The following is a 26147-nucleotide window of genomic DNA, read 5'->3' as shown; positions in this document are numbered from 1 at the left end:
TGGCGGCCATGTACTTCATCGTGGTCAAGTTCCAGGTCAAGCCGTCCAGCGTCGACACCTTCCCGGACGCCGTCGCCGAGTTCACCGCCGCCACCCGCGCCGAGCCGGGCAACCTCTGGTTCGACTGGTCGCGGAGTCTCGAGGACCCCAACGAGTACGTCCTGGTCGAGGCCTTCACCGACGACGGCGCCGGTCCGCACGTGTCCAGCGAGCACTTCGCCAAGGGACTCGAGGCGATGCGGCCGCACCTGGTGTCGACGCCCAGGATCATCTCCCGCCAGGTCGACGGCGACGGGTGGGAGGCGATGGGGGAGTTGCAGATCGACTAGGTCTGTCGGGGTCCACCTGCGCGCTCAGCAAGCAGCGGCCTTGGCGAGATTCGCGTCCCCGTCAGCACCCGCCGAGATCAAATCGGGCTGTTGCATTCGCAGTCTGCGTGTTTTGCATGGTTAGTCGGAGTGCCGGCACCCTAATTGAGCTCTGACCTGCGATAATGTCCGCTCGGCGAAAGAGTATCGACCGGCGGATCGTGATCAGGAGTTCCTGTTTCCTCCGGATATGCGGGAGTGGTTGCCTGAGGATGATCCGGTATGGGTGGTGATCTCGTTAGTCGATCGGCTCGACACCGCGGGGCTGCATGCGTTGCGCCCCACCGGTGGGTCGGGCACCGCGGTTGCCACCCGAACATGCTGTTGACGTTGTTGATCTGGGGTGGGTGCACGGGGAACGCAAGACTCATACATTGATAACGTGTCGTTCGTCTCCTGGCTGAAAGGGACCCTTCGGTAACCAGGTCGGCCAGGGAACTGCAAGCGAATGGCATGCCCTCTATTCTCGGGGCTCACTATCATCGAGACCGATCGACGGGGTTGATGGCGAGCGAATCACGGACTTGATCGCCGGACACGCGACTTTGATCCCAAGCGGGGTTCGATTTGCCGGTGGCTGCCAGATCTAACCCCGATGACACTCAGACTCCCTCGGCTTTTGTTCGTGGTTCAAGAACGAACCTGCTGCTCCTCCCTCATAATTGAAAATCTGCCAGCAAAGAATGCTTGAGGACGCATTCAACCTATTTGCCCGATATTTGCTCAGAGTTTGCCACTGTTGTCTAAGGGTGATAGAACTGCAATGCACACTTCGATAGGTTCTGCCTGTCTGTAAGGGGCTGCTGGGGGGCTGCGCAATGTTTCGATACCTCCGGCTACGCTGCGAAACAGCGTGCGAGAAGCGCGCATGAGGAGGGGGTCAGTAAACAGATGAAGAGCCGCGCAAGGTTATCTGCTGCTGCGGCCATGTTTATCGGGATGGCTTTTCCGGTCTTGGCTGTTGGTGGTGAAAGTATCGCGGGTGCCGCGCCGAGGATCGCCGATAAGTCGATCGTCAAGTACTCAGACGACGGCTGGAAGGTTGGTCTCACAAAGTCGGATGAAGCCGTGCGAAGCGTTCCAGCACTGAGTCGTGGGCATGGTTCATACGAAGCATTTCTCGATCTGCGAGGCGTAGCGACGATAAGTGGAGCAGGAAGTTCGTCGGTAGATTCGGCCATCCTAACGACGGGATTTCAAGTGTCGTGTCAATGGCAGTTTGACGGCCTTCAGTTCGGCGTCTCAGGAGGGCCCAGTGCACAGCTAAGCGTAAGCTGGCCGCCTGCAGCGATTATCGGCGGGCAGGTTTCTCCAAGCATTTCGACGACGCTCAAGAACGGCGTCACCAAGGACGTAGAGTTCGCTAGTAAGCCGCTCCAAGGTTCGACTGCGAGTGCACGCCTCGAGGGAGTACGAATAGAAATATCTGGCTGCGTCGGAGCTCGCCCAGCTGTCAGGTCGTACGTTCGGTTAGCGATGCGAACCAAGACCTCCGACAACACTTTCAGTCTGTACGGTAAGCCGCAAAAACTTTAGCGAAAGGATGAAACTGTGAGCTATTTCAAGACTACGCTTTCGCGGCTGGCCGCGGCTTCCGGTGTTGTCCTAATCACAGCCAGTGCAATGGCTGGAATTGGTTATTCGAACACTGGATTCGGTCCCGCATCGGCGGGCGCTGACGCGCTATGCGATCAGATGCGTGAACAGTACGGACCGAGTTGGCCCTGCATCAACGTGCCCACCAACACGCCGCCCCCGACGATGATGCCCCAACCGACTTCGCCTGGCCGGCCTACGAACCCGAGCGGAAACGGACCCGTGATCGGAGGCGATGCAGGGTCTGGCCCCGGAGTTGGTAACGGGACCCCGATCGTGCCGGTTCCCTCTCCGACCCGGCAACAGAGTCCGGGACGATCCCAAGCCCCAAGCGCATCATCTCCAGCCCCCGCTACCGACACTCCTGTCGCTGGCGCCAACCTAGATGACTCCGTCGAACCATCACCGGTCAGCAGGTTTCTTCGCGACAATATGAAGCCAGCATCGTGGTGGTCCCCTGGCTGCATAACATGGCGCAATGATGACGGCAGTTGCGCAGGGTCCAATTCCGGTAAGCAGATTATGAAAGGCGCAGTCGTGGGCGGGACAGGCGGGATGGCCGCCGGTTGCTTCGGCGGGGCGGTCGCGACAGCTGGTCCAGGATGCGTCGGCGGCGCCGCAGTAGGAGCCGGCACTGGAATGATCGGTGGAGCAGTCACGGGAGCCTGGAACGCATGGGGATGAGCGAATTATTCAATTTCGGAAAAGATATTGAACCCGTGGCTACACGGGACTGGGCGGTCGGAGGTTTCTCGGAAACCGATGCTGCAGACGCTCTCACGCGCATGGGCTGGAAGCTTGCACACACCTCAAAGGGGCTCCTGGTAGCGAAACGTGGATCGCGTCTCCAACTCCGTCTCCTTGGCGCGGGCTTCAAAAGGGTCCGCGAGAATATGCCGGTTCTCCTGATCGTATCGTTCGACTCTGCTCGAATTCATGCCGAGGTGACGCCCGACCCCGGCTGGTATCTGTTCGGGTTCAAGATGTCAGATCTGTATAAGCGAAGCGGTGAGTCAGGATTCGAAGCACTCGATCGGTTGGTACCTAATGAATAAGAAGGCGATAGCCGCACTGGCGGCGACGCTTGTCCTGGCGGCTGGAATCGGTGGATCTGCACTCACCTACTCGCTTATAGAGGGCGGATCATCCGAATTGGGTGATACTGCAGCAGTCACGGAAGCAATCACCTCCTATGTGGCTGCGCTTAGCGACGCCAATATCAAAGTGATCGGGGAAATGTCATGCGGTCAACTTGAGAAGGATTTCAAAGCTGCGAAAGAAGATTCGATAGTGGCGCAGCTGAAGGAATCTACCAAAGAGCGTGGCCGTGCGAAAGTTGATGAGGTTCGCAACGTATCTATTGAAGATGGGAAAGCTCTGGCTGCGGCTATGGTGACCTATGAGAAGGACGGTAAGAGTCAAGCGAATCTCACAACATACGGACTTATGGAGAGTGAATCCAGCTGGAAAATATGCTGGAATGTCAACGTGAAGACAGTCAACTTCACCGAAGAATAGTCTTCGGTCATAAAGAGGCGCTCCACCTCCCTGCGGAAGGTGGAGCGCCTTCTCTTGCGATTCTTCGCCCTTCCCGCGTCGTGGAAGCACCCCGGTCCGGTGCTATTGCAGGGGAAGGCAGGGACTGTTCGATTCGACGACAGTGACCCGCGGCTGTAGTTGACTCCGGCACCGCGAATTGGTCCCCATATCGGGGCCGTTGAGTCCCTTGTCTCGATGGGCTGTGGCACCAGGAAACCGGCCAGCTACGGTTACGACGATTCGAGATGAGAGGACGCCGGCGACGTGTACACAGCAATGATCGACGAGTCGATGTCGAACTCACGCCTGGACCCAGGCACCTACCTGCTCGGCGCAGCGATCATCGAGACCAGCAAAGCTGACGTCGCACGAGAAGCGTTGGGAAGGATGACAAGCATGCCCGAGAAGATTAATCCCGCCGTCCAGGCCCGTACTGAGCGCCTGCGATGGGTCTCAGAAAGGAGCGGTATCAAACCTGGGTGATTCACGTGACACCGGCTGTAGCGTCCTCCGCTTTCCCTCCTGGGGGTCAGCGCGTCCGAAGTGCCTGTCCCCAGCTGACTTTCGCTCCGCTGTAGAGCACGCTGTGCCGATAGATCCGGGCCGCGACCCAGATGCAGCCTGCGGTCGCGGCGGCCATCAGCGCGGTCGGTCCGACAGCACCGAGCAGCGACAATTCACCGAGCGCGATCCGAATCGGCACTGCGGACACCGAGAACGGCGGAATCCAGGTGAGATACGGCGCCAGTGCGCTGTCGGGATTGATCACCACGAACAGTCCCGAGTAGACGCTGACGAACGCGAACATGGTGACCGGTAACACGGTGCCCGCGCTGTCCTCGATGCGCGACACCATCGAGCCCGCGGCGGCGAACAGCGCAGCGAAGAACAGGTATCCCAGAACGAAGCCGACGAGCGCGATGAGCGCCGTCGACAGGGCGACCGTCGGCAGAGTCAGCAGACCCGTCGCCGTGACCGTGAGCAAGGCGGCCGCTCCGATCAGCACCAGCTGCAGCAGGCTGACGAGGCCGATGCCGATGATCTTGCCCGCCATCAGCGCTCCGGGCCGGACCGCGGCGAGCAGGATCTCGACGATCCGGGACGACTTCTCTTCGATCACGCCGGTCGAGACGGCGGGACCGGCCTGCATGATCGCGTAGGTCAACAGGATCAGGCCGACCATCGCGATGACGACGCGTTCGCCGATCTCGCGATCGGGGGCGTCGTTGGCCCGCTGCACCGCGACCTTGGACTCGGCCGCCAACGCATTCGGATCGACGTGGGCGTCGGCCAGGGCGGTCTGGATCTGCGAGGTCGCGAGGCCGCCGCGGATCGCGGCTTGGAGACTATCGCTCAGATCGGACTTGCTGTACACGGTCACGGTGCCGTCGCTGTCGATGACAGCCGCGACCGAGGTGCCCGCATCGACCTCGGAGCGGGCACGGTCGGCGGACGCCTCGGACAGCGTCACCGGTGCGCCGAGCTGCTCAGCGGTCGCGGTGATCGCCGACCGTTGTGCGTCCGACAGACCCGCGGCCACGACGGCGGTGGGCGTCGGCGTCGACGGCGACGAGTCGTGGTCGACGATCAGCGACAGCGCGATGCCGCCGCCGACGGCGAGCAGCAGCATCAAGCCCGTGCCGACCAGGAACGCCCTGGTACGGATTCGGGCGAGGACCTCGCGGCCGGCGATGAGTCGGATAGCGGCGAAAGTGCTGGTCGACGCGGTGCTCATGCTGCCGTCTCCGTTGCCGAGGTCTCCCGGGACGAGCGCAGCCCCAGCGCCTCCCGCCATTTCACGCGCGCACCCACTTGCAGAACGGAGCGGTGGTAGATGCGACCGGCGCCCGCGACCGCCAGGGCGCAGACCACCACCATGACGGCGAGGGAGCCGACGATCTCGACGACGGACGCACTGCCGTCGGCGATACGGATCGGTTGGATGCCCGCCGAGAACGGCGGTATCCACGCAAGCCATTGGAACAGCACCGAGTCCGGCGATCCCGCACCGAACAGCACCGCGTAGAAGGTGCCGAGGGCCGCGGTGCTCAGGGGCCACGTGGTTCCGGCGAGCTCCTCCTGCCGCGACAGCATAGCGCCGGTCCCCGCGTACAGGACCGCATAGAACAGGAAGCCGAGGAACAGCCAGACGGTCGACGCCGCGATCACCGTGCCCGCGACGGCGAACGAGGTGACCAGCCCGGTGGCGATCGCGGCCACCAGCCCGATGACCGCGGTGAGCAGCGTGCTGCCGATCATGACTGCGCCGACGCCGAGAATCTTGCCCCACAGGAGACGGGCGGGTTTGACGGTGGCGAGCAGGATCTCGACGATCCGCGAAGACTTCTCCTCGATCACCCCGGTGGCGATGGTGACGCCGCCGCCGAAAACGGTCATGATCAGCAGCATCACGCCGAAGATCGCAGTCCGCATCCGATCCTCTCGGTTCGGGTCCACCGCCTCGGGCGCGGTGGTGGTGCGGAAGTCGACGGTGGGTGCGGTGAGGGCGTTCACGTCGCCGCCACCTGCGCGGAGCGCGTCGGCGATGGCGGCGTGCGAGATGCCGCGGCGGAGAGCGGCGTCGAGAGGAGCGTCCAGGGTGTCGTTCTCGCTGAAGACGCGATAGCCGGCACCGTCTTTGACCAGGGCGGCGTCGGCGTCGCCGTTGGACGCCTCCGTCCGCGCATCTGTCGAACTGTGGAAGTCGATCCGCAAGCCGACGTCGGTCCCCGCGTCGACGATGGCCTTCTGCACTTGGCTGCTGACTCCCGTCTGCGCGACGGCGGTGGGTTCGGGTCCGTCGTCGTCGCCGGACAGCAGTGCATACCCGACGACGATGCCCACGACGATGATCAGCGTGACGACCGTGGTGACGAGGAACGACTTGGTGCGGACCCGCGTGGTGATCTCCCGTCCCGCGATGAGGGAGATGTCCGACCACGCCGAGGGTTCGGTGGACTTCACGAGGCGGTCACGACCTCGCGGAAGAGTTCGGTCAGCTCGGGGGTGACGGCGGTGAAGCGATGGACCGGGCCGCTCGCCAACGCGGCGGTGAGGATCTGTTGATCGTCGTAGCCGTCGGCCACGGACAGCACGGTGGTGGGACCGTACTCCGCGGCGTCGACGCCCGGCAGTGCGTCGGCCCATCCGGTCGCGGCGGCGGGCGCATCCACCTCCAACCGCACGCCACCGGAACGACGCAGCTCGTCGACGGTGCCCAGCGCGCGCATCTCGCCCTTCGCGATGATGCCGACGGTGTCGCACAGCCGTTGCACCAGATCCAATTGGTGGCTGGAGAAGATCACCGGGACTCCCTGCCGCGACTTCTCCACCAACACGTCACTCATCACGTCGACGGCCACCGGGTCCAGACCGGAGAACGGCTCGTCGAGGACCAGGACGTCGGGATCGAAGACCAGCGCGGCGGCGAGTTGGACGCGCTGCTGGTTGCCGAGCGAGAGATCCGAGACGTTGTCGTCGATGCGGCCCTCGATGCCCAGCCGGTCGGTCCAGTAGGCGGTCCGCTCCTGCGCCTGCGTCTTCGTGAGCCCGTGCAGCCGGGCGAGGTACACCAGTTGCTCGCCGACCTTCATCTTCGGATACAGTCCGCGCTCCTCGGGCATGTACCCGATGCGGCGGCGTGCGTCCGCGTCGACGGCACGACCGCCGACGGTCACCGCGCCGGCGTCGGCCGCGAGTACCCCGAGGATGATGCGCATGGTCGTGGACTTGCCCGCCCCGTTGGATCCGACGAAACCGAAGATCTCGCCGGGCCGGACGGTGAACGTCATGTCGCGCAAGGCGACGAGGTCACCGAATCGTTTGTCGAGGCCGACGACGGCCAGGCCGTCCGGTGCGGTGGAGGTCATGGGGCCACGATGGTCGGCACCGCCTGATCGGTCAAGGTGACGCGTCCGAGCCGATGGTGTCGATTGCGCATCGACTCGATGAACACGCGCCCAGCCGTCAATACCCCTTCGAGCGCATCGGCGCGGGATTGAACAGTCCGCTCACGCGCTGCGATCCGTGCACCATCTGGGCGGGCTGCGCCCCGACAACCAGGCTGTACCGCTCCAGGCCACCCCAGTCGCGGCCCCAGTTGTTCCGCAGATACGTCGGGACCAGCGTCTGGTTCAGCAGCCCGTCGGTGATGCCGAGCGGTCCGCCGTTGACGCCGTCCGACCACGTCTGACTGTTCCGTCGGGTCGCTTCGGCGTCGGGCATGATGCGCCACTTCGGCACCTCGAGGAGCCCGTAACTCACGGCCATCGGTCGCTGACACGGGAACACCAGCCCCGGCATCCAGTCGATGAACACCGGATCTGTCCGGCCGACGACGTCGTTCAACGTGCGCAGGGTCGGGACGCGCGGCGGCGTGAACGCCAGCCACTCGGCGCTGGCGGCGGCGTCGTCGAGCACCTGCAGACGCACCACGTCGGCGCGCGGCGGTGCATCGGCGAGCGGGAATCGCAGGGTGCGCCAGTAATTGTTCTCCATCGCGTCGAGCGGCATCAGCGCCCGGCCGAGCGGGGCCACCGAGCCGTCTGCGCGGCGGCGACCGAACTCGGCCGTGACGGTACGACCGTCGCGCACGCCGCCGAGCCCGGTGACCGCTTCGATGGATCCGGCTGCGGCCACCGAGAGCAGCGGCTTGTCGGCGGGTGCCGAGCCGGCCTCGAAACCGAGGTCGTACCAGCCGGTGGTGACGCTGCTGGTGCCCTTCGCACGATAACTGCCGAGGACCGGGACGGTGGCCGGGTCGAGCCCGAACGGCAGCCGGACACCGCTGGTCGACTCGGCCGCGGCCGTGCCGCCGTCATCCTGGTCGGCGGTGCCGGTGCCGTCAGTGCCGTCACTGGAGTCCTGCGGATCGTCGGGCGTGCCCGGAGCCGGGCTGCCGCCGCCCGCCGTCGGAGCCAGATCCAGGTCCTCGTCGGTCTTCTGCTTGGCCTCGAGCGGATCGATGTAGATGTCGGCGGGGACGCCGTCGGCGGTGAAGCCCACATTGGTTCCTGCCAGAGCCGCACGAGCCGAGGGCGCGGGCTTGCCGTCGACGGCAGCGGGCGTCAGGATCGCGGCGTTGGGGTCGGTCTCGACCAGGACGTCGTTCGCCAGACCGCATTCGTCGCCGGTCAGGGCTCGGACATTGGATTTGGTCCACGACCAGCTGTCGCGCTGCACCCACGCGCCCTTCGCGAACGACGCGAGCACGAACAGGACCAGCACGCCGGCGATGACCGGCAGCGGGGAGAACCGGAGTCGGCCCGGCCCCCGCCGACGGGCACCGGTCCGCACCTGCTCGTCCACGTAGTCGTCGCGGAAGTGATACCAGAGACCGACGCCGGCGGTCACCAGCGCGATGAACAGGATGATCCAGCTGATGCGAATGCCTGCGATCTCCACCGGACGGTCCCACCAGGGCACGCCGTAACTGCCGACGTACCACCACATGTTGGTGCCTGCGGCCGACACCGCCGTCACCAGCAGCACGGCGGCCGCGAAGAACGTGCGGTTGCGGCGCGACCGCAGCAGTGCCGGGGCCATCATCGCGGCGACACCCGCGCACAGCGCCGCGCCGATACCCGCATAGATGCCGAAATGGTGAGTCCACTTGGTCGGCGTGAACGACATGAAGAACATGGTCCCGATGACGACCGCGATCAGCCGCCACATCGGTGCGCGGGCGATCCCGTTCGGCGAGTGCCGCGACGCGAGCCGGAAGATCGCGATCACGAGGGCCAGGATCATCATCAGGATCCCGAAGCGTCGGGGGAACGTGCCGTCGCCGGTCTGCAGCATCAGGAAGTAGTACCGGACCGGCTCCTGCCACCACTGTTCGGTGGGGCCGACGTCGGTGGCGACCTTGTTGCCCTCCAGCAGCGGCGCCAACGCCTGCGCGTAGAAGATCATGTAGAGCACGGCCGTGCCCGCGGCGAGCAGCGGTGCGATCAGCGGGAGCAGACCGTCGCGTCGGCGGCGATCCACGATGCCCTTGACCACGCCCCGCAGGCCGGCGACCAGCGCGGCGGCGGCCATCAGGCCGCCGGGGGCCAGGGCGAGGGTGAAGGCGGCGGCGACCGCCGCGATCGCATACGGTAGCAGTCGCCGGGTCGCGATCGCGCGCTCCACGCACGCCCAGGTCAGCAAGGCGCCGACCGCTTCCGCAGGCTCGGGGCGGATGCCGTTGTTGTAGGGCATCCAGATCGCGAGGAAGACCATCGCTCCGGTCCAGACGGCGGCTGGGCTGTTCCGCACGGCGCGGCCGAGGCGGGGCAGAATCTCGCGACTGATGATCCACCAGCCGAGGACTCCGAGAAGCAGCGCGGGCAGTCGCAGCCACGGGGTGGCGACGGACAGTTTCGTCATCCACGACAGCACCTGGAAGTGCCAGCCGAACGGGTCTTGCGGCACGCCGAAGTAGCGGAAGTAGTTGTCGGCGTAGCCGGCTTCCTCGGTGATCCGGGCGACGGTGATGTTGTAGCCGTCGTCAGAGGTGTTGCTGCCGATGAGCCACCAGGCCGCGAGGACCGCGATGACGACGAGGTCGGGTCCGCGGACGGTGAACCAGCCTGCGGGGAGGAACCGCTTGTGGCCGCGTCCGTCGCGGGCGTCGAGCACGCCGAGCGCGAGCAACGACAGCAGCGTGGCGAGGATGCCGACGATGATCGCCGCCAGTTTCAGCGGGGTGGGGGAGTTGATGAACCGGGTGTCGACGGTGGCGTTGAGCGACAGCCCGTCGCGCGACGCCGTCGAGGGAAGGTCGGAGAAGACGCCGATGATCTGCGGACGCATGTCGGCGTCGTTGGTGCGGAAGGTGGTGGTGTCGCTGCCGTCGGCGCCGGCAGCGGGGATGCCGGTGATCGACGCCGTGACACCCTCGCCGTCGCCGGACATCACGAAGCGGCACTCCGGATTGTTCTGGGCCTCGTCGCGGTCGATGGACACCAGGACCACGTCGCGCACGATCATGCTCAGCGCGGTGTCGGTGGCGCGGACGAACAAGCCGCGGGCCGTCGCCTGTCGTCCCTGCCGCGGAACGGTGGAGAGCAGAACGCCGCCCTCGGCGGGGAGGTCCCGGGCCAGTGCGCACGGCACCGTCACGTCCATCTCCGTCGGAACGAAGGCGACCATCGGGGCGGTCACATTGGTGATCGCATCGTTCTGCGGCCAGTGCAGTTCGGACGTCTTCTGCTCGATGGGGAGCAGCGGCGTCGCCACCGCGAGCAGCAGGCCGAGCAGACCCGCGATCATCGCCGTCAGCTTGGCGACGCGGTAGTCGTCGGCCTTCAGCAACCACAGCGGGTCGCGGCGGGTGGACGGCTCAGTAACGTGCACGGTCCCGGTTCCTCTGGTCGTCTCGTGGTCGGTCACTCGGTCGGCTCCACCCGGTTCGCGCCGCCGCGGGTGAGGCCCGACGTGCGGATGGACTGCGTCTGTACACGTGCCGTTGCGGCGTCCGGACTCAGCGGCGTCTGCTTCTCCAGTGACCCCCAGGCCCGCCGCCAGTCATCGTTCAGATAGGTCGGGACCGTCACCTGCGTGGTGGTGGCCTCGGGGATCGCCAGCAATCCGCCGGATTTGGCGGCCATCCAGGTCTTGGACTGCGAGTTCGCGGTCACGTAGTCGGGCAGGATCCGCCAGGCCGGAACCTCGGCGACGCCGTGCCGGATGGCGAGTGGACGCTGACAGGGGAACCATGCCGCCACCGGGAAGTCGATCAGGACGGGGTCGTGCGAACCGACCACGTCTTGCAGCGTCTGCAGCTTCGGTGCGCGCGGCGGCGTGATCGCCAGGAACTGCATCGGACCGAGGTTGGTGTCGGCCAAGGCCAGGCGCATCACGTCGGCGTTCGCGGGGACGGCCGACATCGGTACGCGCAGATTGCGCCACGGTCGGTTGGCGATCACCGGGCCGGGGTCGATCGGAATCACATCCGATCCCACCTGGGCGAAGTCGCCGTCGCGGCCCGTCGTGCCGAACTGGAAGACCATCTTCTGCCCGAAGGTCGGGTTGCCGTCGTCGTCGATCGTGGAGACCGCGCCCGCGGTCGCGACCACCAGCAGCGGCGACGCGTCTCGCGCGGGGAGTCGATACCACCCGGTGGTCAGGTAGGCGTTGGCGTTGTGGCCGAAGCTGCCGACGACCGGAGTGGTGGTCGGATCCAGGCCGAACGGCAGCAGGGCGTGCGAACCGTTGACGGTCTCGGGGCCGCGTCCGCCGGTGGTGCCTGCGCCGAGGCCGCCGATGACGGCGAACGGCTTCGACGTGGAGCCGCCGACGTGCATCTGTCCGGCGCGGGCGCTGCGGTTCTCCGGAGTGAGGTCGTCGGGAATGCCGTCGGGACTGAAGCCGACAGACTTGGTTCCGGTCAGCGCGGCGGTGGCCGTCTCGCCGTTCGCCGGCGTCAGGACATTGCTGTTCGGATCGGATTCGACCAGGACTTGGTCGGCCATCGCGCACGGCTGGCCGCGCACCGCGTCGATGTTGGTGGACGCGGCCGTCATCGCCGGGCCTCGCACAACGGCGGCGCGCCCGAAGGCGACGACGGTCGCCACGACCATCAGGGTCGCGATCACCAGCAGCGGAGTGGACGCCATCGCGAGACGGCGTCGATCGGCGGGACTGTCCGGAGCGCCGTCGGCGTGGTGTGCGAGGCCCTTGTTGGTGACGTAGTCCGACCGCAGATGCAGCCACAGGGTGGCGGCCACAGCGATGACCGCGAGGGTCAACAGGATGCTCGAGACCTCAAATCCGGCGACGACCGGGGCGATGTCGAACCACGGGATCCCGAAGTTGTAGCCGTACGGCCAGGCGTTGGTGCCCGCTGACGCCGCTGCCAGGGCGAACAGCAGGCCGGCCGTCAACGCAGCCAGATTGCGCAGCGAACGGGCACTGCTCTGCGCGATCGCGACCGTCGCGACCCCGGCGAGGGCCGCTCCGAGCGCGGTGAGGACGCCGAACTGGATGGTCCATTTCACCGGCGTGCCGAAGAGCAGGAGCAGGCTGACACCGAAGGCGCCGATCAGTCGCCACGTGGGCGACGTCGCGACGCCCTTGATCTCGCCGCGTCGCAGGAGGACGGCGGCGACGAGGAAGGCGGCCACGAACATCAGCAGCACCGGGATTCGCCTGGCCAGTGCGCCGTCGGGCGTGCCGACCGACAGGAAGTAGTACCGCAGGAACTCCTGATGCCAGGGCACGATGGGGCCGGTCTGGTAGCGGAGCTTCATCGCCTCCAGAACGCCCATGAGCGTCTGATCGCGGAACACCACCACGGTGACGAGGGTGCCTGCGGCGGCGATCGGCGCGAGCAGTGCGACCAGGCCGGACTCGTGGCGACGAGCCGTCAGGATGCGCAACAGCGGGCGAGCGGCGACCAGCAGAACGGCGATGCCGACGATGCCCTGCGGTGCAAGTGCCAGCGTGAACGCCGCTGCGGTCGCGGCGAGTGCGGCAGGCAGCAGGCGCTGGCGGGTGATCGCGACTTCGGCGGCCCACCACGTCAGGAGTGAGCCGAGCACGATGATCGCCTCGCCGCGCAGGCCGGAGCAGAAGGGCAGCCAGAACGCCAGGAACACCGCGCCCGTGGTCCACCGGGCCCAGGCGTTCTGCGAGACGCTCGTCCCGAGGTGCGGCAGGACGACGCGCGAGAGCAGCAGCCACGAGGCCACGCCTGCGACGAACTGCGGCAGGTGCATCCAGATGATCGTGGGCGAGACCTGGGCCCAGAGCGACAAGAAGCTGTAGTACCAGTCGAATGGGGCCTCGGTGATGCCGAAGTATCGGTAGTAGTTCGAGAGATAGCCCGCATCGCCCGCAGTCCGGGCCATGGTCAGGATGTAGCCGTCGTCGGGCGCCCCGGCGCCGATCACCGTCCACACCGCGAGGGTGCCGCCGACGGCGAGGTCGGAGAGTTTGGGACGCAGCCGCGACGCCCACGAACCGCTTCGCAACCGGAGTCCACCGGTGTAGCCGTAGATCCGGTCCAGGCACCACAGTGCGAACAGGGCGATGACGGTCGCCAGCACCGCGAGCACCATGGCGAGCAGTTTGATCGGGCTCGCGTGGCTCTCGTACCGGTTGTCGATCGCGACGTGCGCGCGGATACCAGTGCCCGCGGCAGCCACCTGCGCCGTCGTCAGTGAGGTGTACAGGCCGTCGACCTGCGGACGCGCATCGGGATCGAGCAGCGTGGCAGGCGCTAACCCGACGAACTCGGCACCCGTTGCGCCGACCGTGGAGAAGATGTGGAGGACGTCGCAGCGGCCTGCGGCGATGTCGGCGCGGGAGGCGACGGCGGCCAGTCGGCTGCGGAACAGCACGGTGACGTTCGACGCCGACGCCGACACCGTCAGCGCCTTGTTGGCTGCGCGCTGTGCACCCGGCGCCATCGTCGACAGCACCGTCGCCGTCTCGGGGAACGTCGCCAGTGCGGCGCAGTCGATCGTGATGTCGAGACTCTTGGGCGTCTGCGCGATCAGCGGCGCGACGATCGACGCGTCCTTCGCGTTCAGGTTCTGCCCCTGCGGCCACGTGATGGTCGCCGCCGTCGTCGAGACCGGAAGGAACGGTGTCAGCACCGCCGCCACCACGGCGATCGTCCCCGCGACGATCGCGACGAGACGCGCGGTCCGTGCCGTCAACGGACTCGATCGATCACCGGATCCGGTGGCGGCATCGGGGTCGGGCGCTGCGTCGAGCACCGTGTCAGGCGGAGGTGGCGTGGGGTCTGGCACGCCCTACGACGTTAGTCGACGGAGTCGGGCGAAACTAACTGACGAGTAGGGCGGACAGCACGCCGCCGACCGCGACGTCAGTGCCTGATGGGCGCCGGACTCCACAGTCCGCTGCGGACCTCTTCGCTGTACTCGATGGTCGCGGGTGCGGCGACGTCGTACGGGGTGTAGCGCTCCAGTGCGCCCCAGTCGCGGCCGATGTCGCCGGACAGGTAGGTGGCGACGGTGTCGGATCGCTGCGAGACGGCGAGCCAGCCGAGCGGTCCGCCGCCGATGGCGCCCTGCCACGCACTGACCGCCGCCAGGTCGGCGCCGGGACGTACCCGCCACTGCGGGATCTCGGTGACGCCCGCGTGGAAGTTGAACGGTCGCTGGCACGGCACGAACAAGCCCGACGTCCAGTCGACGTGGGTCGGCGCCGTGCTGCCGACCGTCTCCTGGAGCGTTCTCATCTTCGGCAGGCGGGGCGGGGTGACCACGATGAAGTGGTCGGACGCGAGGTCGTAGTCGGTCGCCGAGATGCGGACGGCCGTGAGGTGGTCGGGCAACGACCCGGTGTCGATGCGGACATTGCGCCACGACGGGCTGGGGCCGGGATCGATCAGGCCGATGGATCCGGTGTCGGCGATGTCGTCGTCGCGCGCCGTGGCGCCGAACTGCTGGTCGGTGTACTCCAGCTTCAGCGCCGATCGTCCGAAGACGCCGGCGGCGGACAGGGCGATGAGCGGGTAGTCCTTGTAGTCCGCGGGCAGCCGGTACCAGCCCGAGGTGAGGGTCGACGGCGTCTGTTCCTGGGCGTCGTAGCTGCCGAGGACCGGGGTGCGCGCCGGATCGAGCTCGAAGGGGAGCTCAGCGTGACTGCCGTTGATGCCGGGACGAGCCGTGACCCCGCCGCCGGTGCCGCCGCTGTTCGCGATCAGCAGGTCGGGGTCCACGGCGGCATCGCGCGCCAGGACGCCCAGCGAGCCGGAGGACGCCTTGGTCTCCACCTCGTCGGGGATCCCGTCCGGGGTGAATCCGGAGGTGGGTCCGCGGTTGGAGTCGGTTCTCGAATGCGTCGGCGACCCTGCGAGCGGGTCGGTCAACGAGGCGTCGACCGGCGTGAGCAGGAATCGGCTGGGATCGGTCTCGACCAGCACCTTGTCCGCCAACCCGCAGGGATGACCGGCCAATGCGGCGAGGTTGGAGCGCGGAACCGAGAACGAGCTGCTCTGGTGGACGCCCGCCATCGCCGCGGTCGCGACCAGGAAGACGACGAGCGCGCCCGCCACGACGCCGAGTGGCGCGACGGTGACCAGCCGCGACGCCCGCGCTGCGCCGAGTCGCAGCCGCGACGGATTCCGGACGGCCACCGGATGCGGGTCGGTGCCGGTGAACGGCTCGCGGAAGTGGAACCACAGTGCCAGGCACAGCAGCGCCAACGACGCGTACAACAGGACGTCGCCCGCCGGGACTCCGGCGACCATCACCTGCGAGACGCCCCACGGCATCCCCCACGCGGACGCGTAGTAGTACGAGTTCGGCGCGGTCATCGCGAGCGCGGCGACGAACAGCACCAGCGCGCCGAAGATCGTGCGATTGCGGCGGGAACGGGTGGCCTGCGCGCTGGCCGCGATGGTGGCGAGGGCGGCGAGCGCCGCAGCCAGCCCCGCGAAGACACCGAAGTGATGCGTCCACTTGGTGGGCGTGAACATCAGGAACAGCAGCGACCCGAAGGTGATGCCGACGATGCGTCGCGCTGGGCCGAGCGCGGTGCCCGGGATTCGGGACTTGCGGATCAGGACCGCGCCCGCGATCGTCATGCCCAGCACCATCGCCAGCACTGCGAACCGTCGGGCGATGGACCCGTCGGCGGAGAACGCGAACAGCGACGAGTAGCGGTCGATCTCGTTGTACCAGTTCAACGACGGTCCGAGCGCGGTCTTCATGGCGGAGGCCTCGGTGAAGGCGCTGAGCGTCAGTTTGGAGAAGACGACGAAGACGACGAAGGTGCCCGCGGCGACGATCGGCGCCAGCAGGCTCGCATAAGCGGCGACGGCGCCGCGTCCGGTGTCGGCGTCGACGGCGATGGCACGACGGCGCAGGGCCAGGAACATGGGGCGGGCGCCGGCGACGAGGGCCGCGACGGCCAGGACGCCGGTCGGGCCGGCGGCGATGCTGAACGCGCCCGCGGTGCAGGCGACGGCGGCGGGAAGCAGACGCCCGGTCGCGATGGCCCGCTCTACCGAGCACCAGGTCAGCAGTGCGCCGAGACAGATGATCGGTTCCGGACGCAGTCCGTTGTTGAAAGGGAACCAGGCCACGAGGAACACCGCGGCCGCCGTCCACGGGACCGCGGCGCGCAGGCGGGCGGCGCGCCCGATCCGCGGCAGCACCTCGTGGCTGATGATCAGCCAGCTGATGATGCCGCAGGCCAGCGCGGGCAGGCGCACCCACGGGCTGGCGACCGACACGTGGCTGAGAAGGCCGAAGACCTCGTAGTACCACCCGAACGGTGCTTCCGGTGCCCCGAACCAGCGGAAGTAGTTGGCGGTGTAATCGCTCTGCTGAGCCACCCGCGCCATGGTCATCAGATACCCGTCGTCGGACGTGTTCGGTCCGATCAGATGCCAGACGGCGAGCAGTCCGATGACGGTGTAGTCGCGGGGATTGAGCCGCCACCAGCGGGCCGGGAAGATACGACGATGGCCCCGTCGGTCGGTGGCGTCGAGGCGAGCGAGCGCCGCGAGCGAGATCAGGGTGCACAGGATGCCGATGACGATCGCGAGCCACTTCAGCAGCGTGGGCGCGGTGGTGTAGCGCGAATCGATCGTCACATGCGCGGACAGTCCCGGCAACGCTGCCGTGGAGCCGCTGATCTGCGTGAACAGGCCGGTGACCTGCGGACGCTGATCGCCGCCCGGGACGTTCTGCGCGCCGGTGCGGGCCCGCAGTGGATCGCCCGTCGAATCAGTCAGTCCGACGAACTCGGCGGACACGGCGTCGGACGTCGCGTGGATCTCCAGGGTCTGACACGACGCCGATCGCACTTGGTCGACGGTCGCCGACAGGATCGGGATGTTGCGGGTGACCACCTCGACGGTCGGCTGAGCCGACGTGGTGACGCGGACGAACAACCCTCGATCGGTGGCCTTCGGCGCCGACGGCGACGTGGTCGCCAGCAGGACGGTCTTCCCGGCGGGCAGCGCGTCGACGGCGCGGCACGGAATGGCCACGTCGAGGTCGATCGGGGTGTACGAGAACAGCGGCGCGGAGACCGATTCCACCGTGCTGCTCTGCGGCCAGCTGATCTGCGCGACGGTCTGCTTCACCGGCATCAGGGGCGTCGACAGTGCCAGCAGCACGCCCAGAACTCCGGTGATGATCGCGGTTATCTGAGCCCGTCGGACGGAGAAAGCTGGCACAGGTCGTCATCCTAGCCGCAGCGCGCGGATGCACTGCCGGTACGCGCCTCGCGCCCGGTCGGGACACGGGTCGCGCGTCCCGACCGTGCCGGGCCGATCAGGCGAACGGTGAATCGTCCAGCGGTTCCAGCGGAGTCACGTCACGCTCGGCGAGGTGCACCGGACGCGGCGCGACGCCGCCGTACGGCGCCCGCGGCGTGTTCTCCACGCTGTTGAACACCAGGAAGACGTTCGCGCGCGGATACGGCGAGATGTTGTTTCCCGACGCGTGCATGGAGTTCGCGTCGAAGAACAGGCCTGCGCCCGCGGCCCCGGTGAACTGGTCGATGCCGAACTCATAGCCGAGCTCGGTGATCACCTGCTCCGAGGGCACCCCGACCCGCTGCTCCTGGAGCGACTGGTGGAAGTTGCCGTCGGGCGTGCTGCCGATGCAGGGGACGAAGGTGCGGTGTGCGCCGGGCATCAGCATGAGGCCGCCGTTGAACGCGAAGTTGTCGGTCAACGCGATCGACAGGCTCACGGTGCGCGGCGCGGGAAGGCCGTCCTCGGCGTGCCATGTCTCGAAGTCCGAGTGCCAGTAGAACCCGGTGCCCGCCATGCCCGGCATCGCGTTGATGCGCGACTGGTGGATGTAGACCTCGGAGCCGAGGAGCTGTCGGGCTCGGTCGAGAATCCGCGGTGTGCGCGCAAGGGCCTCGAACACCGGGCTCACCCGATGGACGCGGAAGACCGAGCGGATCGCTCCCGAACCGCGTTCGCGGACCAGGAGTCCGCTGTCGGCGAGCGCCGGATCGGTGACCATCCGATCGAACTCGGACCAGCAGTGCTGCACCTGCGTGGGTGTGAGCAGGCCCTGCTCGATGTGGAATCCGTTGCGGTCGTAGGCGGTCAGCTCCCGCTCCAGGAACGGTCCCGGTCGCGTTCCCCACACTGTCGGGTCGGGGCGCACCAGGGGTTCGGCAGAGGCGGTGAAGCCGGGGTCGAGTCGCGTTGGGTAGCGATCGTCGACGGCCTCAAAGGTACTGCTCGCGGTGGTCAAGGAATCCTCCCTCCGTGATCGGCGGGCCGGACGGCCCGCGTCATGGACCACCTCCACCTCCTACCAGATATCGACAATCGGGGCGTGAAAGGCGAGGCAGGCGAGACTGTTCGCCCGCCGACACCCCGCAGTAGAGTGCGAGTCATGTCGACGACCGATGCGCCCGCGCTGCCGATCCTGCTGCTCAACGGACCCAACTTGAACACGCTCGGGATCCGGCAGCCGCAGGTGTACGGGTCGGACACCCTCGACGACGTCGTCGCCCTCGTTGAGACGACGGCGGCCGAGTGCGGGCTGACGGTGCAGTCGCTGCAGACCAACCACGAAGGCGTGCTGATCGACGCGATCCATGGCGCGCGCGGCACGGTGAGCGGCATCGTCATCAATCCGGGCGGTTGGACGCACACCTCCGTCGCTCTCGCCGACGCCCTGGTGGTGCCCGAGGTCCCGATCATGGAGGTGCACATCAGCAATGTGCACGCGCGCGAAGCATTTCGGCATCACTCGTACATCTCGCCGATCGCGGACGGAGTGATCGCTGGGTGCGGGATCGACGGCTATGCGTTCGCCGTCCAGCGGCTGGCACGCCTGCTGGGGCGTGTCTAGGGCGACGCTGACCTGCGCATTGCGCGGAAACGCTGCGGTGTGCCGTACGATCGAGTAGTCGGAGCGCGCCAGTGCGGCGCACTCGTCATTCGGCGCAACCCCGCGCCGTGCGTCGTAGAACGCCTCCACGCAGACCCCGGATCTCTCGCGGGTGCGTCGAACTTTCATACGGCGAACCGACACGCTCACCCGCGCGTGTTCGCCACCTGTTCTGCCGCACGGGACCCCTGTGCGCAGACACTGCATTAAGGCTGTTGATTCCTTCATGACCACCTTCGCTGATCTCGGCGTGCCCACTCCGATCGCCGACGCGCTCGCCGCCGAGGGCAAGGCCACTCCGTTCCCGATCCAGGCCGACACCCTGCCCGACACCCTGGTCGGCCGCGACGTCCTCGGCCGAGGCAAGACCGGGTCGGGCAAGACCCTCGCCTTCTCCGTTCCGCTGGTCGCACGCCTGGCCGAGGCCGGAGTGCGGCGCAAGCCCGGACGTCCCACCGGACTGGTGCTGTCGCCGACCCGTGAACTCGCGACGCAGATCGCCACGGCCATGCAGCCGCTCGCCGCCGCCGTCGGCCTGCGCGTCACCACCGTCTTCGGCGGAGTCAAGCAGTCTCGTCAGGAGACCGCGCTGCGTGCGGGCGCCGACATCGTCGTCGCCTGCCCCGGTCGCCTCGAAGACCTGATGCGTCAGCGCATCGTGTCGCTCGACGACGTCCAGATCACGGTGCTCGACGAGGCCGACCACATGGCGGACCTGGGCTTCCTCCCGGTTGTCACCCGCATTCTCGCGGCGACCCCCGCGGGCGGTCAGCGGATGCTGTTCTCCGCCACCCTGGACAACGGCGTCGACAAGATCGTCAAGCGCTTCCTCTCCTCGCCGACCACGCATTCGCTGGAGGACGCGACGTCGCCCGTCGCCGCGATGACCCACCACGTGTTCCGCGTGGCCTCCACCACCGAGAAGACCGCGCTGGTCCGCGAACTCGCGTCCGGAACCGGTCGTCGAATCCTGTTCACCCGCACCAAGCACCAGGCCAAGAAGCTGGCGAAGAAGCTCACGGCCGAAGGCATTCCGGCCGTCGACCTGCACGGAAACCTGTCGCAGGCGCAGCGTGATCGCAACCTGGCCTCGTTCGCCGCGCCCGACGGAGCCAAGGTGCTCGTCGCGACCGACGTCGCGGCCCGCGGTGTGCACGTCGACGGCGTCGAGCTGGTGGTCCACGTGGATCCGCCCGCCGAGCACAAGGCGTACCTGCACCGTTCGGGTCGTACCGCGCGTGCGGGCTCGGCCGGTGACGTCGTCACGATCTGCCTCCCGGAGCAGTGGGGCGATCTGCGCAAGCTGCTGCAGAAGGCCGCCATCAAGGCTCCCGGCCAGCAGGTGACCGCGCAGTCCGCCGTCGTCGACGAGCTCATCGGTGAGCGGGCGCCGTACCGTGAGGCGCCGGTCGTGGTGCCGCAGCAACAGCAGCCGAAGAAGCAAGGCCAGGGGCGTCGTCGTCCGGCCCAGTCCGGAAGTCGTGCGGGCGCGGGCCGGTCGTCGGGCGGCAGCGGTCGTCGCGGCGGTCAGGGCCGCGGTCGGTCGGCGGGCTCGGCGACGCAGAGCGAGCAGCGCGGCAGTGGGCGTCCCGCGGCCAAGCCGGTGCACACCTCGTCGTCGTCGCCGAAGTCGGATGCCGGCACCGGGGCGCCGCGTCGTCGCCGTCGTTCCAGCCGTCCCGCGGGCGCGCCGCGCGCCTGATAGTCGGACTCACCGAGATTCGCGTCCCCGTCAGCTCCCGCCGAGGGAAGATCGCCCTCGGCGGGTGCCCACGGGGACGCGAATCTTTCTAGCGACAGGCAGCGCGGATCACGAACCGAGCGCCTGCGCCACGAAGGTCTCCATCCGGCCGCAGAGCATGGGGCCGTGGCCCGGCATCAGGACGACCGCGTCCAGGTCGGCGAGTGTGGCGACGGCGGCTTCGTTCGCCGGAACATCGTGGGTGAAGACGTGGTCGAGGCACTGCGGCCCGCGGCGTTTGGTCGTCGGATGGCCGGAGATCAACGAGTCGCCCGAGATCAGCACCTCGCCGTCGCCCGCCAGGAAGGCGCTGTGGCCGCGGGTGTGACCGTGCGCCGGTACGGCGACGGGTGCGCCGGGGAGAGCCGAGAGGTCGCCGAGCGGTTGGGCATCGCCGATGCCGGCCTTGTCGAGGGCACCCAGCCGGACCACACCCTGCAGCCAGCGCATCACCCGCGGGCGATAGGCGATCGGGGCGATGGTCGATGCGTCGGCCTGCTCCAGGTAGTCGCGCCGCGCGTGCGGGACCTCCGCGGGATCGGCGTAGACCGGGAACGACCGGGTGCGGCCGATCTGTGCCAACCCGCCGAGATGGTCGACGTGCGCGTGCGTGAGCAGCGCGGCCTGCACTTCGGCGAGATCGCTGCCGACCCGGCGCAGTGATTCCGCGACGGCCCCCGCATGACCGGGATAGCCGCCGTCGACGAGGGTCACGCCGTCGTCGGACTGCAGGATCACCCAGTTCACATACGCGGTGTGCACCAGATGCGTCTTGGTGCTGCCGTGGTCGATGGTGGTGATGTCGAGATCTGCCATGATCAGCTCTTCCGGACGACGAGGACGAACGGCCCGACCTCGGTGACCTCGAAGGCGGGGTCGTCGAAGGCTGCGGGTTTGAAGGTGACGGTATAGCGCTTCACGTTCGGATCGTTGGGATAGACGTCTTCCGCGAGTCGCAAGGTGTACCCGTCCGGGCTGTACCGGAAGACGAACACGGTCGGCGCGCGCCACGGGCTCTGCTCCAGATTCGCCAGCATCTCCTGCGGCGTGGATGCCTGCGACCACCGTTCGATGGTGGCGGCGCGCTCGGTGAACTCGGCGATCGGATTCGCATAATGCGAGGTCAGACCCTGGAAACCCCAGTACGGATACACCGAGAGGAAGCCGAAGTCGGCGGTCAGCACCACGCTGTCCGTCGGCGGCTTCCCGGTCTGTTCGCGGATCAACTGGTCGAGTTTCGGGTAGTACGACTCGGCGCCGGGCGCATGCTGGTCGGCGCGCACGCCGTGTCCGTCGGTGTCGGTGTACGCGGTCGTGATCTCGGTGGCCAGTGCTGCCGGAATGTGCTGTGCGACGGCCAGTGCCGCCACCGCGCACGCGACGCCGATCACCGTTCGGACGTCGCCGAAGCGTGCGACGGCGAGTCTGCTGAGTGCGGCGACGCCGAAGACGCCTGCGGCGGCGAGGACGGCCGTGGTGACCGGTTCGAGCCGGAACGAGAGCAGAGTGGTGCCCTTCGCCGTCAGCGCCAACGACAGCATGGTCAGACCGACGATGCCGACCAGCGTGCAGGCCATCGCCATGGCGATGGTCCGCTCCTTGGCACGGAGCAGCACCCAGACGAAGCCGATCAGGCAGACCGCGCCGATGAGGCTGGCGTGGAACATGGGAAGGGCGAGGACTGAACCGGACTCCGGCAGGTAGTGCTCGGCGCTGCCGCTGACGGCGGCATCGGTGCGGAGTCGTTCGGCCAGATACGGGCCCCAGACGATCAAGGCGACCGCGCCGGAGAGAACGCCGATCACCACCAACCGGACCACCACCGCGAGCAGGCGGGGACGTCGCTCGGCGGCCAACGCCTCGGCCCGGACGGAGCTGTTGCGGGGCAGCAGCCACGCCTGCACCAGATAGACCAGCGCCATCAGGACCGCGGTGCCCGCGAACAGGGCGGTGAACAGCGTGTAGAACGTGGCGGAGACACCGATGAAGACACCGGAGGCGATCACCGCGAGCCAGCTCGTCTCCCGCAACGGCGTGGGACCGTCGGCCAGTCGCGACCGCCCGCGCAGTGCGGAGGCGATCACCACCAGCATCGGGACGCCGACCAGGACGAGCACCGCCGAATACGGTTCGGGTGAGGCGTACTGCAGGGTCACCAGTGTCACGGCGACCGAGATCGCGGTCCCGAGACCCACCCCGACCATCCGATTCCACAGCGCGGCGCCCAGGGCGGCGGCGGCCGCGAGCGAGACGATGGCCCACGGCTTGTAGGCCTCCCAGCCGGGCAGTCCCAGCACGTTCGCGTAACGGCCACCCAACCAGAACCAGCTCGCCGGGTAGTAGGGCGGCAGATCGGGATAGGTCATGTCGGCCAGATGCCAGTTCGACGTCAGCCGGGTCAGATACTCGGTGCGGAACTGCTGGTCGACGCTCAAGCCGAAAAGGTAGAGCTTGGTCGCCGCGAGCGGCATCCCGAGCGTGACCGTCACCAGACCGGCCGAGGCGGCTGCCGACAGCAGCGACGGCAGGGTACGACCTCGCCCGTACCGCGCCCACACCACCGCCGCGACGGCGACCAGCACGAAGAGCGCCTGCCCGAGCGTGGTGATCGCGCGTGTCACATTGGAGGTGTTGAACGCCGGCCAGCCGATCGCCCCGATGACCTTGAGTCCGATGAAGGCGACGACCGCCCCGCCCACCAGCGCGCCGCCGAGTTCGACGGCGTCGCGGGCACGACCGGTCAGTCGGCTCCGCGTGCCGGGCGACGGGGACACGGGGTTCTCGGGGACGGGATCAGCTGCGGGGGTCTGCACCGGAGATCAGATGGGGAGCTTGCGGAACACCGGCCGTGGGATGTGGCGCAGCACCATCATGATGAAGCGGAACGGCCCCGGAACCCAGATGACGTCCTTGCCCTTGTCGACCGCGGCGACGGCCATGCGCGCCACGTCCTCCTTGTTGACGGTCAGCGGCGCCTCGGCGACGTGCGCCGACAGCCGGGTGCGGACCTGCCCCGGGCGGATGACGAGGACGCCGATGCCGTCGGGCCGCAGGGCGTCGCCGAGGCCGAGGTAGAAGCCGTCGAGTCCGGCCTTGGTGGAGCCGTAGACGAAGTTGGAGCGGCGGACGCGCTCGCCGGCGACCGAGCTCATCGCGATGATCTGCCCGTGGCCCTGGGCGCGGAACTTCTCGCCGAGCAGGACGCCGACCGACACGGCGGCCGTGTAGTTGATATTGGCCTCGAGGACGGCGAGCTTCTGGTCCTGCCAGGCCTGCTCGTCGTCGCCCTGAATGCCGAAGGCCACGATCGCGACGTCGATGTCACCGCCCGCGAACGCCTGATCGATCACGGCGCGGTGGGTGTCGGTGGCGAGCGCGTCGAAGTCGATCTGCTCCACCGAGGACGCGCCCGCCGCCTGCATCTGCTTCACGGCGGCGTCGGCGGTGGGGTCGCCGGGAACGGTGGCCAGCACGATCCGCATGGCACCCTTGGTCAGGTACTCGGAGGCGATGGCGAGGCCGATCTCCGAGCTGCCGCCGAGGATCAGGATGGATTGGGGAACGCCGACGGCGTTGAACATGTGAAATCTCTTTCGTCTGCGGGTCGGGCAGGTGCGGTGGAGTCGGCCGTCAGACCAGTTCGAGTCGTCGACCCATGTCGGACATGAACACCTGGTTGGGATCCACGCGGCGGCGCGTAGCGATCCACTTATCGATCTCCGGGTACATCGCATGGAACGTCTCGGCGCTGGTCCGCGAGTCCTTGGCGGTGTAGAGACGGCCGCCGATCGACATGACGCGCTGGTCCAGTTCGCGAACGAACTCGTGCAGGCCGCGCTTGATCGGGAAGTCGACGCAGATGTTCCAGCCCGGCATCGGGAAGCTCAGCGGCGCCTGGTTGCCCTCACCGAACAGCTTGAAGACGTTGAGGAAGCTGACGTGTCCGGACGCCTGGATGTCGTAGATGATGCCCTTGAACTCTTCGACGGCCTCAGGCGGCACGATGAACTGGTACTGCAGGAAGCCCTTCGAACCGTAGGCACGGTTCCAGTTCCCGAACAGATCGAGCGGGTGGTAGAACTGCGTCAGATTCTGGACCTTGCCCTGGTAGTTCCCGCCCATCCGGTAGTAGGCCTCGCCGACCATCGAGAAGTTCAGCCTGTTGGCCAGACCGTTCGGGAAGATGTCCGGGAAGTTCACCAGCGTGGGCGCGTCGAACTTCAGCGGATCCTTGGCGAGCTTGTCCGGCAGTTGGTCGAGCGTCGCGAGGCTCCCGCGCGAGAAGGTGCCGCGACCGAGGCGCGGCGGCTTGCTGATGGCGTCGAACCAGCCGGAACTGTAGGTGTAGTTCTCCTCGGAGCCGTCCATGTGCAGGGCGATCGTCTCGTCGAGGCCCGTGGTGACGGTGCCGTCGGCGATGAAATAGGCGGTCTCGGTGCGCGTCATCTTGATCTTGGCGCGCAGGATGATGCCGGTGAGGCCGATGCCACCGACGGTGGCCCAGAAGATCGACGCGTCGGGGTCGTCGGTGCTGCCCTCGGGCGTCAGGGTGAGGATCTCGCCCGAGGCCGTCAGCAGCGAGATCTCGACGACGTGATTGCCGAAGCTGCCTGCGCTGTGGTGGTTCTTGCCGTGGATGTCGCAGCCGATGGCGCCGCCGACCGTCACCTGCCGGGTACCCGGAAGCACCGGGACCCACAGGCCGTGCGGCAGGGCGATGCGCATCAGGGTGTCGAGGTCGACGCCGGCGTCGAGGTCGATGATCCCCGTCTCGTCGTTGATCTCGTGGATGCGGGTCAACTGCGTCATGTCGACGGTGAGACCGCCCGAGTTCTGGGCGTTCTCGCCGTACGACCGGCCCAGCCCGCGCGCGATCACTCCGCGGCGCAGGTAGCTCGGCTTGTCGGCGTTGTCGTCGGCGACGCGCGCGACTGCCTCGGCGATCAGCTCGGGGTACGGCGTCGACAGGACGTGGGCCTCGATCGGCATCGTCCGGCCCCAGCCCATGAGCTTGCGGGTCTCGATCGGAAGTACGGAGTTGTTCGTCATCGGTGTAGAGACTACTCGTCGGTCACCTGG

General features: G+C 67.5%; 16 protein-coding genes. 5 read left to right on the top strand and 11 right to left on the bottom strand.

Features of this window, described 5'->3' with window-relative positions; genetic code table 11:
- Window positions 1-8: 8 nt before the first annotated feature.
- The 3 genes from GH2_RS17020 to GH2_RS21675 all read left to right on the top strand — a co-directional run bounded on the left by GH2_RS17020 (window position 9) and on the right by GH2_RS21675 (window position 3482).
- Window positions 9-329: a putative quinol monooxygenase gene (locus GH2_RS17020; RefSeq protein WP_066170969.1), complete on the top strand. Its 321-nt coding sequence runs from the start codon at window positions 9-11 to the stop codon at window positions 327-329.
- A 930-nt stretch (window positions 330-1259) separates the two neighbouring features.
- Window positions 1260-1904, top strand: coding sequence for an MspA family porin (locus tag GH2_RS22200; protein WP_084247583.1), 645 nt, complete (start codon window positions 1260-1262; stop codon window positions 1902-1904).
- Window positions 1905-2972: 1068 nt separating this feature from the next.
- Window positions 2973-3482 carry an Rv0361 family membrane protein gene (locus GH2_RS21675; protein WP_169802475.1) on the top strand — a complete coding sequence of 170 codons (510 nt, stop codon included), beginning with the start codon at window positions 2973-2975 and terminating at the stop codon, window positions 3480-3482.
- A gap of 550 nt (window positions 3483-4032) precedes the next feature.
- On the opposite strand, the gene GH2_RS17010 is transcribed toward GH2_RS21675, so the two are convergent.
- The 7 genes from GH2_RS17010 to thpD all read right to left on the bottom strand — a co-directional run bounded on the left by GH2_RS17010 (window position 4033) and on the right by thpD (window position 18682).
- Window positions 4033-5238: an ABC transporter permease gene (locus GH2_RS17010; protein WP_169802474.1), complete on the bottom strand. Its 1206-nt coding sequence runs from the start codon at window positions 5236-5238 to the stop codon at window positions 4033-4035.
- Window positions 5235-6467: an ABC transporter permease gene (locus GH2_RS17005; protein ID WP_066170723.1), complete on the bottom strand. Its 1233-nt coding sequence runs from the start codon at window positions 6465-6467 to the stop codon at window positions 5235-5237. Before GH2_RS17005 ends, GH2_RS17010 begins: the two co-directional genes overlap by 4 nt.
- Window positions 6464-7372, bottom strand: coding sequence for an ABC transporter ATP-binding protein (locus GH2_RS17000; protein WP_066170720.1), 909 nt, complete (start codon window positions 7370-7372; stop codon window positions 6464-6466). The genes GH2_RS17005 and GH2_RS17000 overlap by 4 nt, the downstream gene beginning before the upstream one ends.
- Window positions 7373-7469: 97 nt before the next feature.
- A complete protein-coding gene (locus tag GH2_RS16995) occupies window positions 7470-10754 on the bottom strand; it encodes an arabinosyltransferase domain-containing protein (RefSeq protein ID WP_157086136.1) in 3285 nt (1094 codons plus the stop codon).
- A 116-nt stretch (window positions 10755-10870) separates the two neighbouring features.
- The gene (locus GH2_RS16990; RefSeq protein ID WP_084247582.1) at window positions 10871-14239 is read right to left on the bottom strand and encodes an arabinosyltransferase domain-containing protein; all 3369 of its coding nucleotides are present in this window, start codon (window positions 14237-14239) and stop codon (window positions 10871-10873) included.
- 77 nt (window positions 14240-14316) lie between these two features.
- The gene (locus tag GH2_RS16985) at window positions 14317-17643 is read right to left on the bottom strand and encodes an arabinosyltransferase domain-containing protein (protein ID WP_066170714.1); all 3327 of its coding nucleotides are present in this window, start codon (window positions 17641-17643) and stop codon (window positions 14317-14319) included.
- A gap of 97 nt (window positions 17644-17740) precedes the next feature.
- Window positions 17741-18682, bottom strand: a complete 942-nt coding sequence (gene thpD / locus GH2_RS16980; RefSeq protein WP_066170711.1) for an ectoine hydroxylase — start codon at window positions 18680-18682, stop codon at window positions 17741-17743.
- Between the two features lie 144 nt (window positions 18683-18826).
- Between thpD and aroQ the strand changes: the two genes are divergently transcribed.
- Window positions 18827-19288 carry a type II 3-dehydroquinate dehydratase gene (aroQ, locus tag GH2_RS16975; RefSeq protein WP_066170707.1) on the top strand — a complete coding sequence of 154 codons (462 nt, stop codon included), beginning with the start codon at window positions 18827-18829 and terminating at the stop codon, window positions 19286-19288.
- A gap of 265 nt (window positions 19289-19553) precedes the next feature.
- Window positions 19554-21029 (top strand): DEAD/DEAH box helicase, encoded by a 1476-nt coding sequence (locus GH2_RS16970; RefSeq protein WP_066170704.1) that lies wholly within the window; start codon window positions 19554-19556, stop codon window positions 21027-21029.
- A gap of 108 nt (window positions 21030-21137) precedes the next feature.
- Here the strand turns inward: GH2_RS16970 and GH2_RS16965 are convergent, their stop codons facing one another.
- Genes GH2_RS16965 through dprE1 form a run of 4 tightly spaced genes read right to left on the bottom strand, consistent with a single transcriptional unit; the run spans window position 21138 to window position 26117 of the window.
- Entirely contained in the window at window positions 21138-21884 is a 747-nt protein-coding gene (locus tag GH2_RS16965) for an MBL fold metallo-hydrolase (RefSeq protein ID WP_066170701.1), read from the bottom strand.
- 2 nt (window positions 21885-21886) lie between these two features.
- Window positions 21887-23881 (bottom strand): arabinofuranosyltransferase, encoded by a 1995-nt coding sequence (locus GH2_RS16960; protein WP_372434572.1) that lies wholly within the window; start codon window positions 23879-23881, stop codon window positions 21887-21889.
- Window positions 23882-23887: 6 nt separating this feature from the next.
- The gene (gene dprE2, locus GH2_RS16955) at window positions 23888-24649 is read right to left on the bottom strand and encodes a decaprenylphospho-beta-D-erythro-pentofuranosid-2-ulose 2-reductase (RefSeq protein WP_066170699.1); all 762 of its coding nucleotides are present in this window, start codon (window positions 24647-24649) and stop codon (window positions 23888-23890) included.
- Window positions 24650-24698: 49 nt separating this feature from the next.
- Window positions 24699-26117: a decaprenylphosphoryl-beta-D-ribose oxidase gene (gene dprE1, locus GH2_RS16950; RefSeq protein WP_066170696.1), complete on the bottom strand. Its 1419-nt coding sequence runs from the start codon at window positions 26115-26117 to the stop codon at window positions 24699-24701.
- Window positions 26118-26147: the final 30 nt, after the last annotated feature.

It is taken from the genome of Gordonia hydrophobica NBRC 16057, from assembly GCF_001592365.1.
In the GTDB taxonomy this organism is placed as follows: domain Bacteria; phylum Actinomycetota; class Actinomycetes; order Mycobacteriales; family Mycobacteriaceae; genus Gordonia; species Gordonia hydrophobica.
The sequence above is the reverse complement of the archived record's forward strand: the minus strand, read 5'-3'. Positions and strand labels throughout refer to the sequence as shown.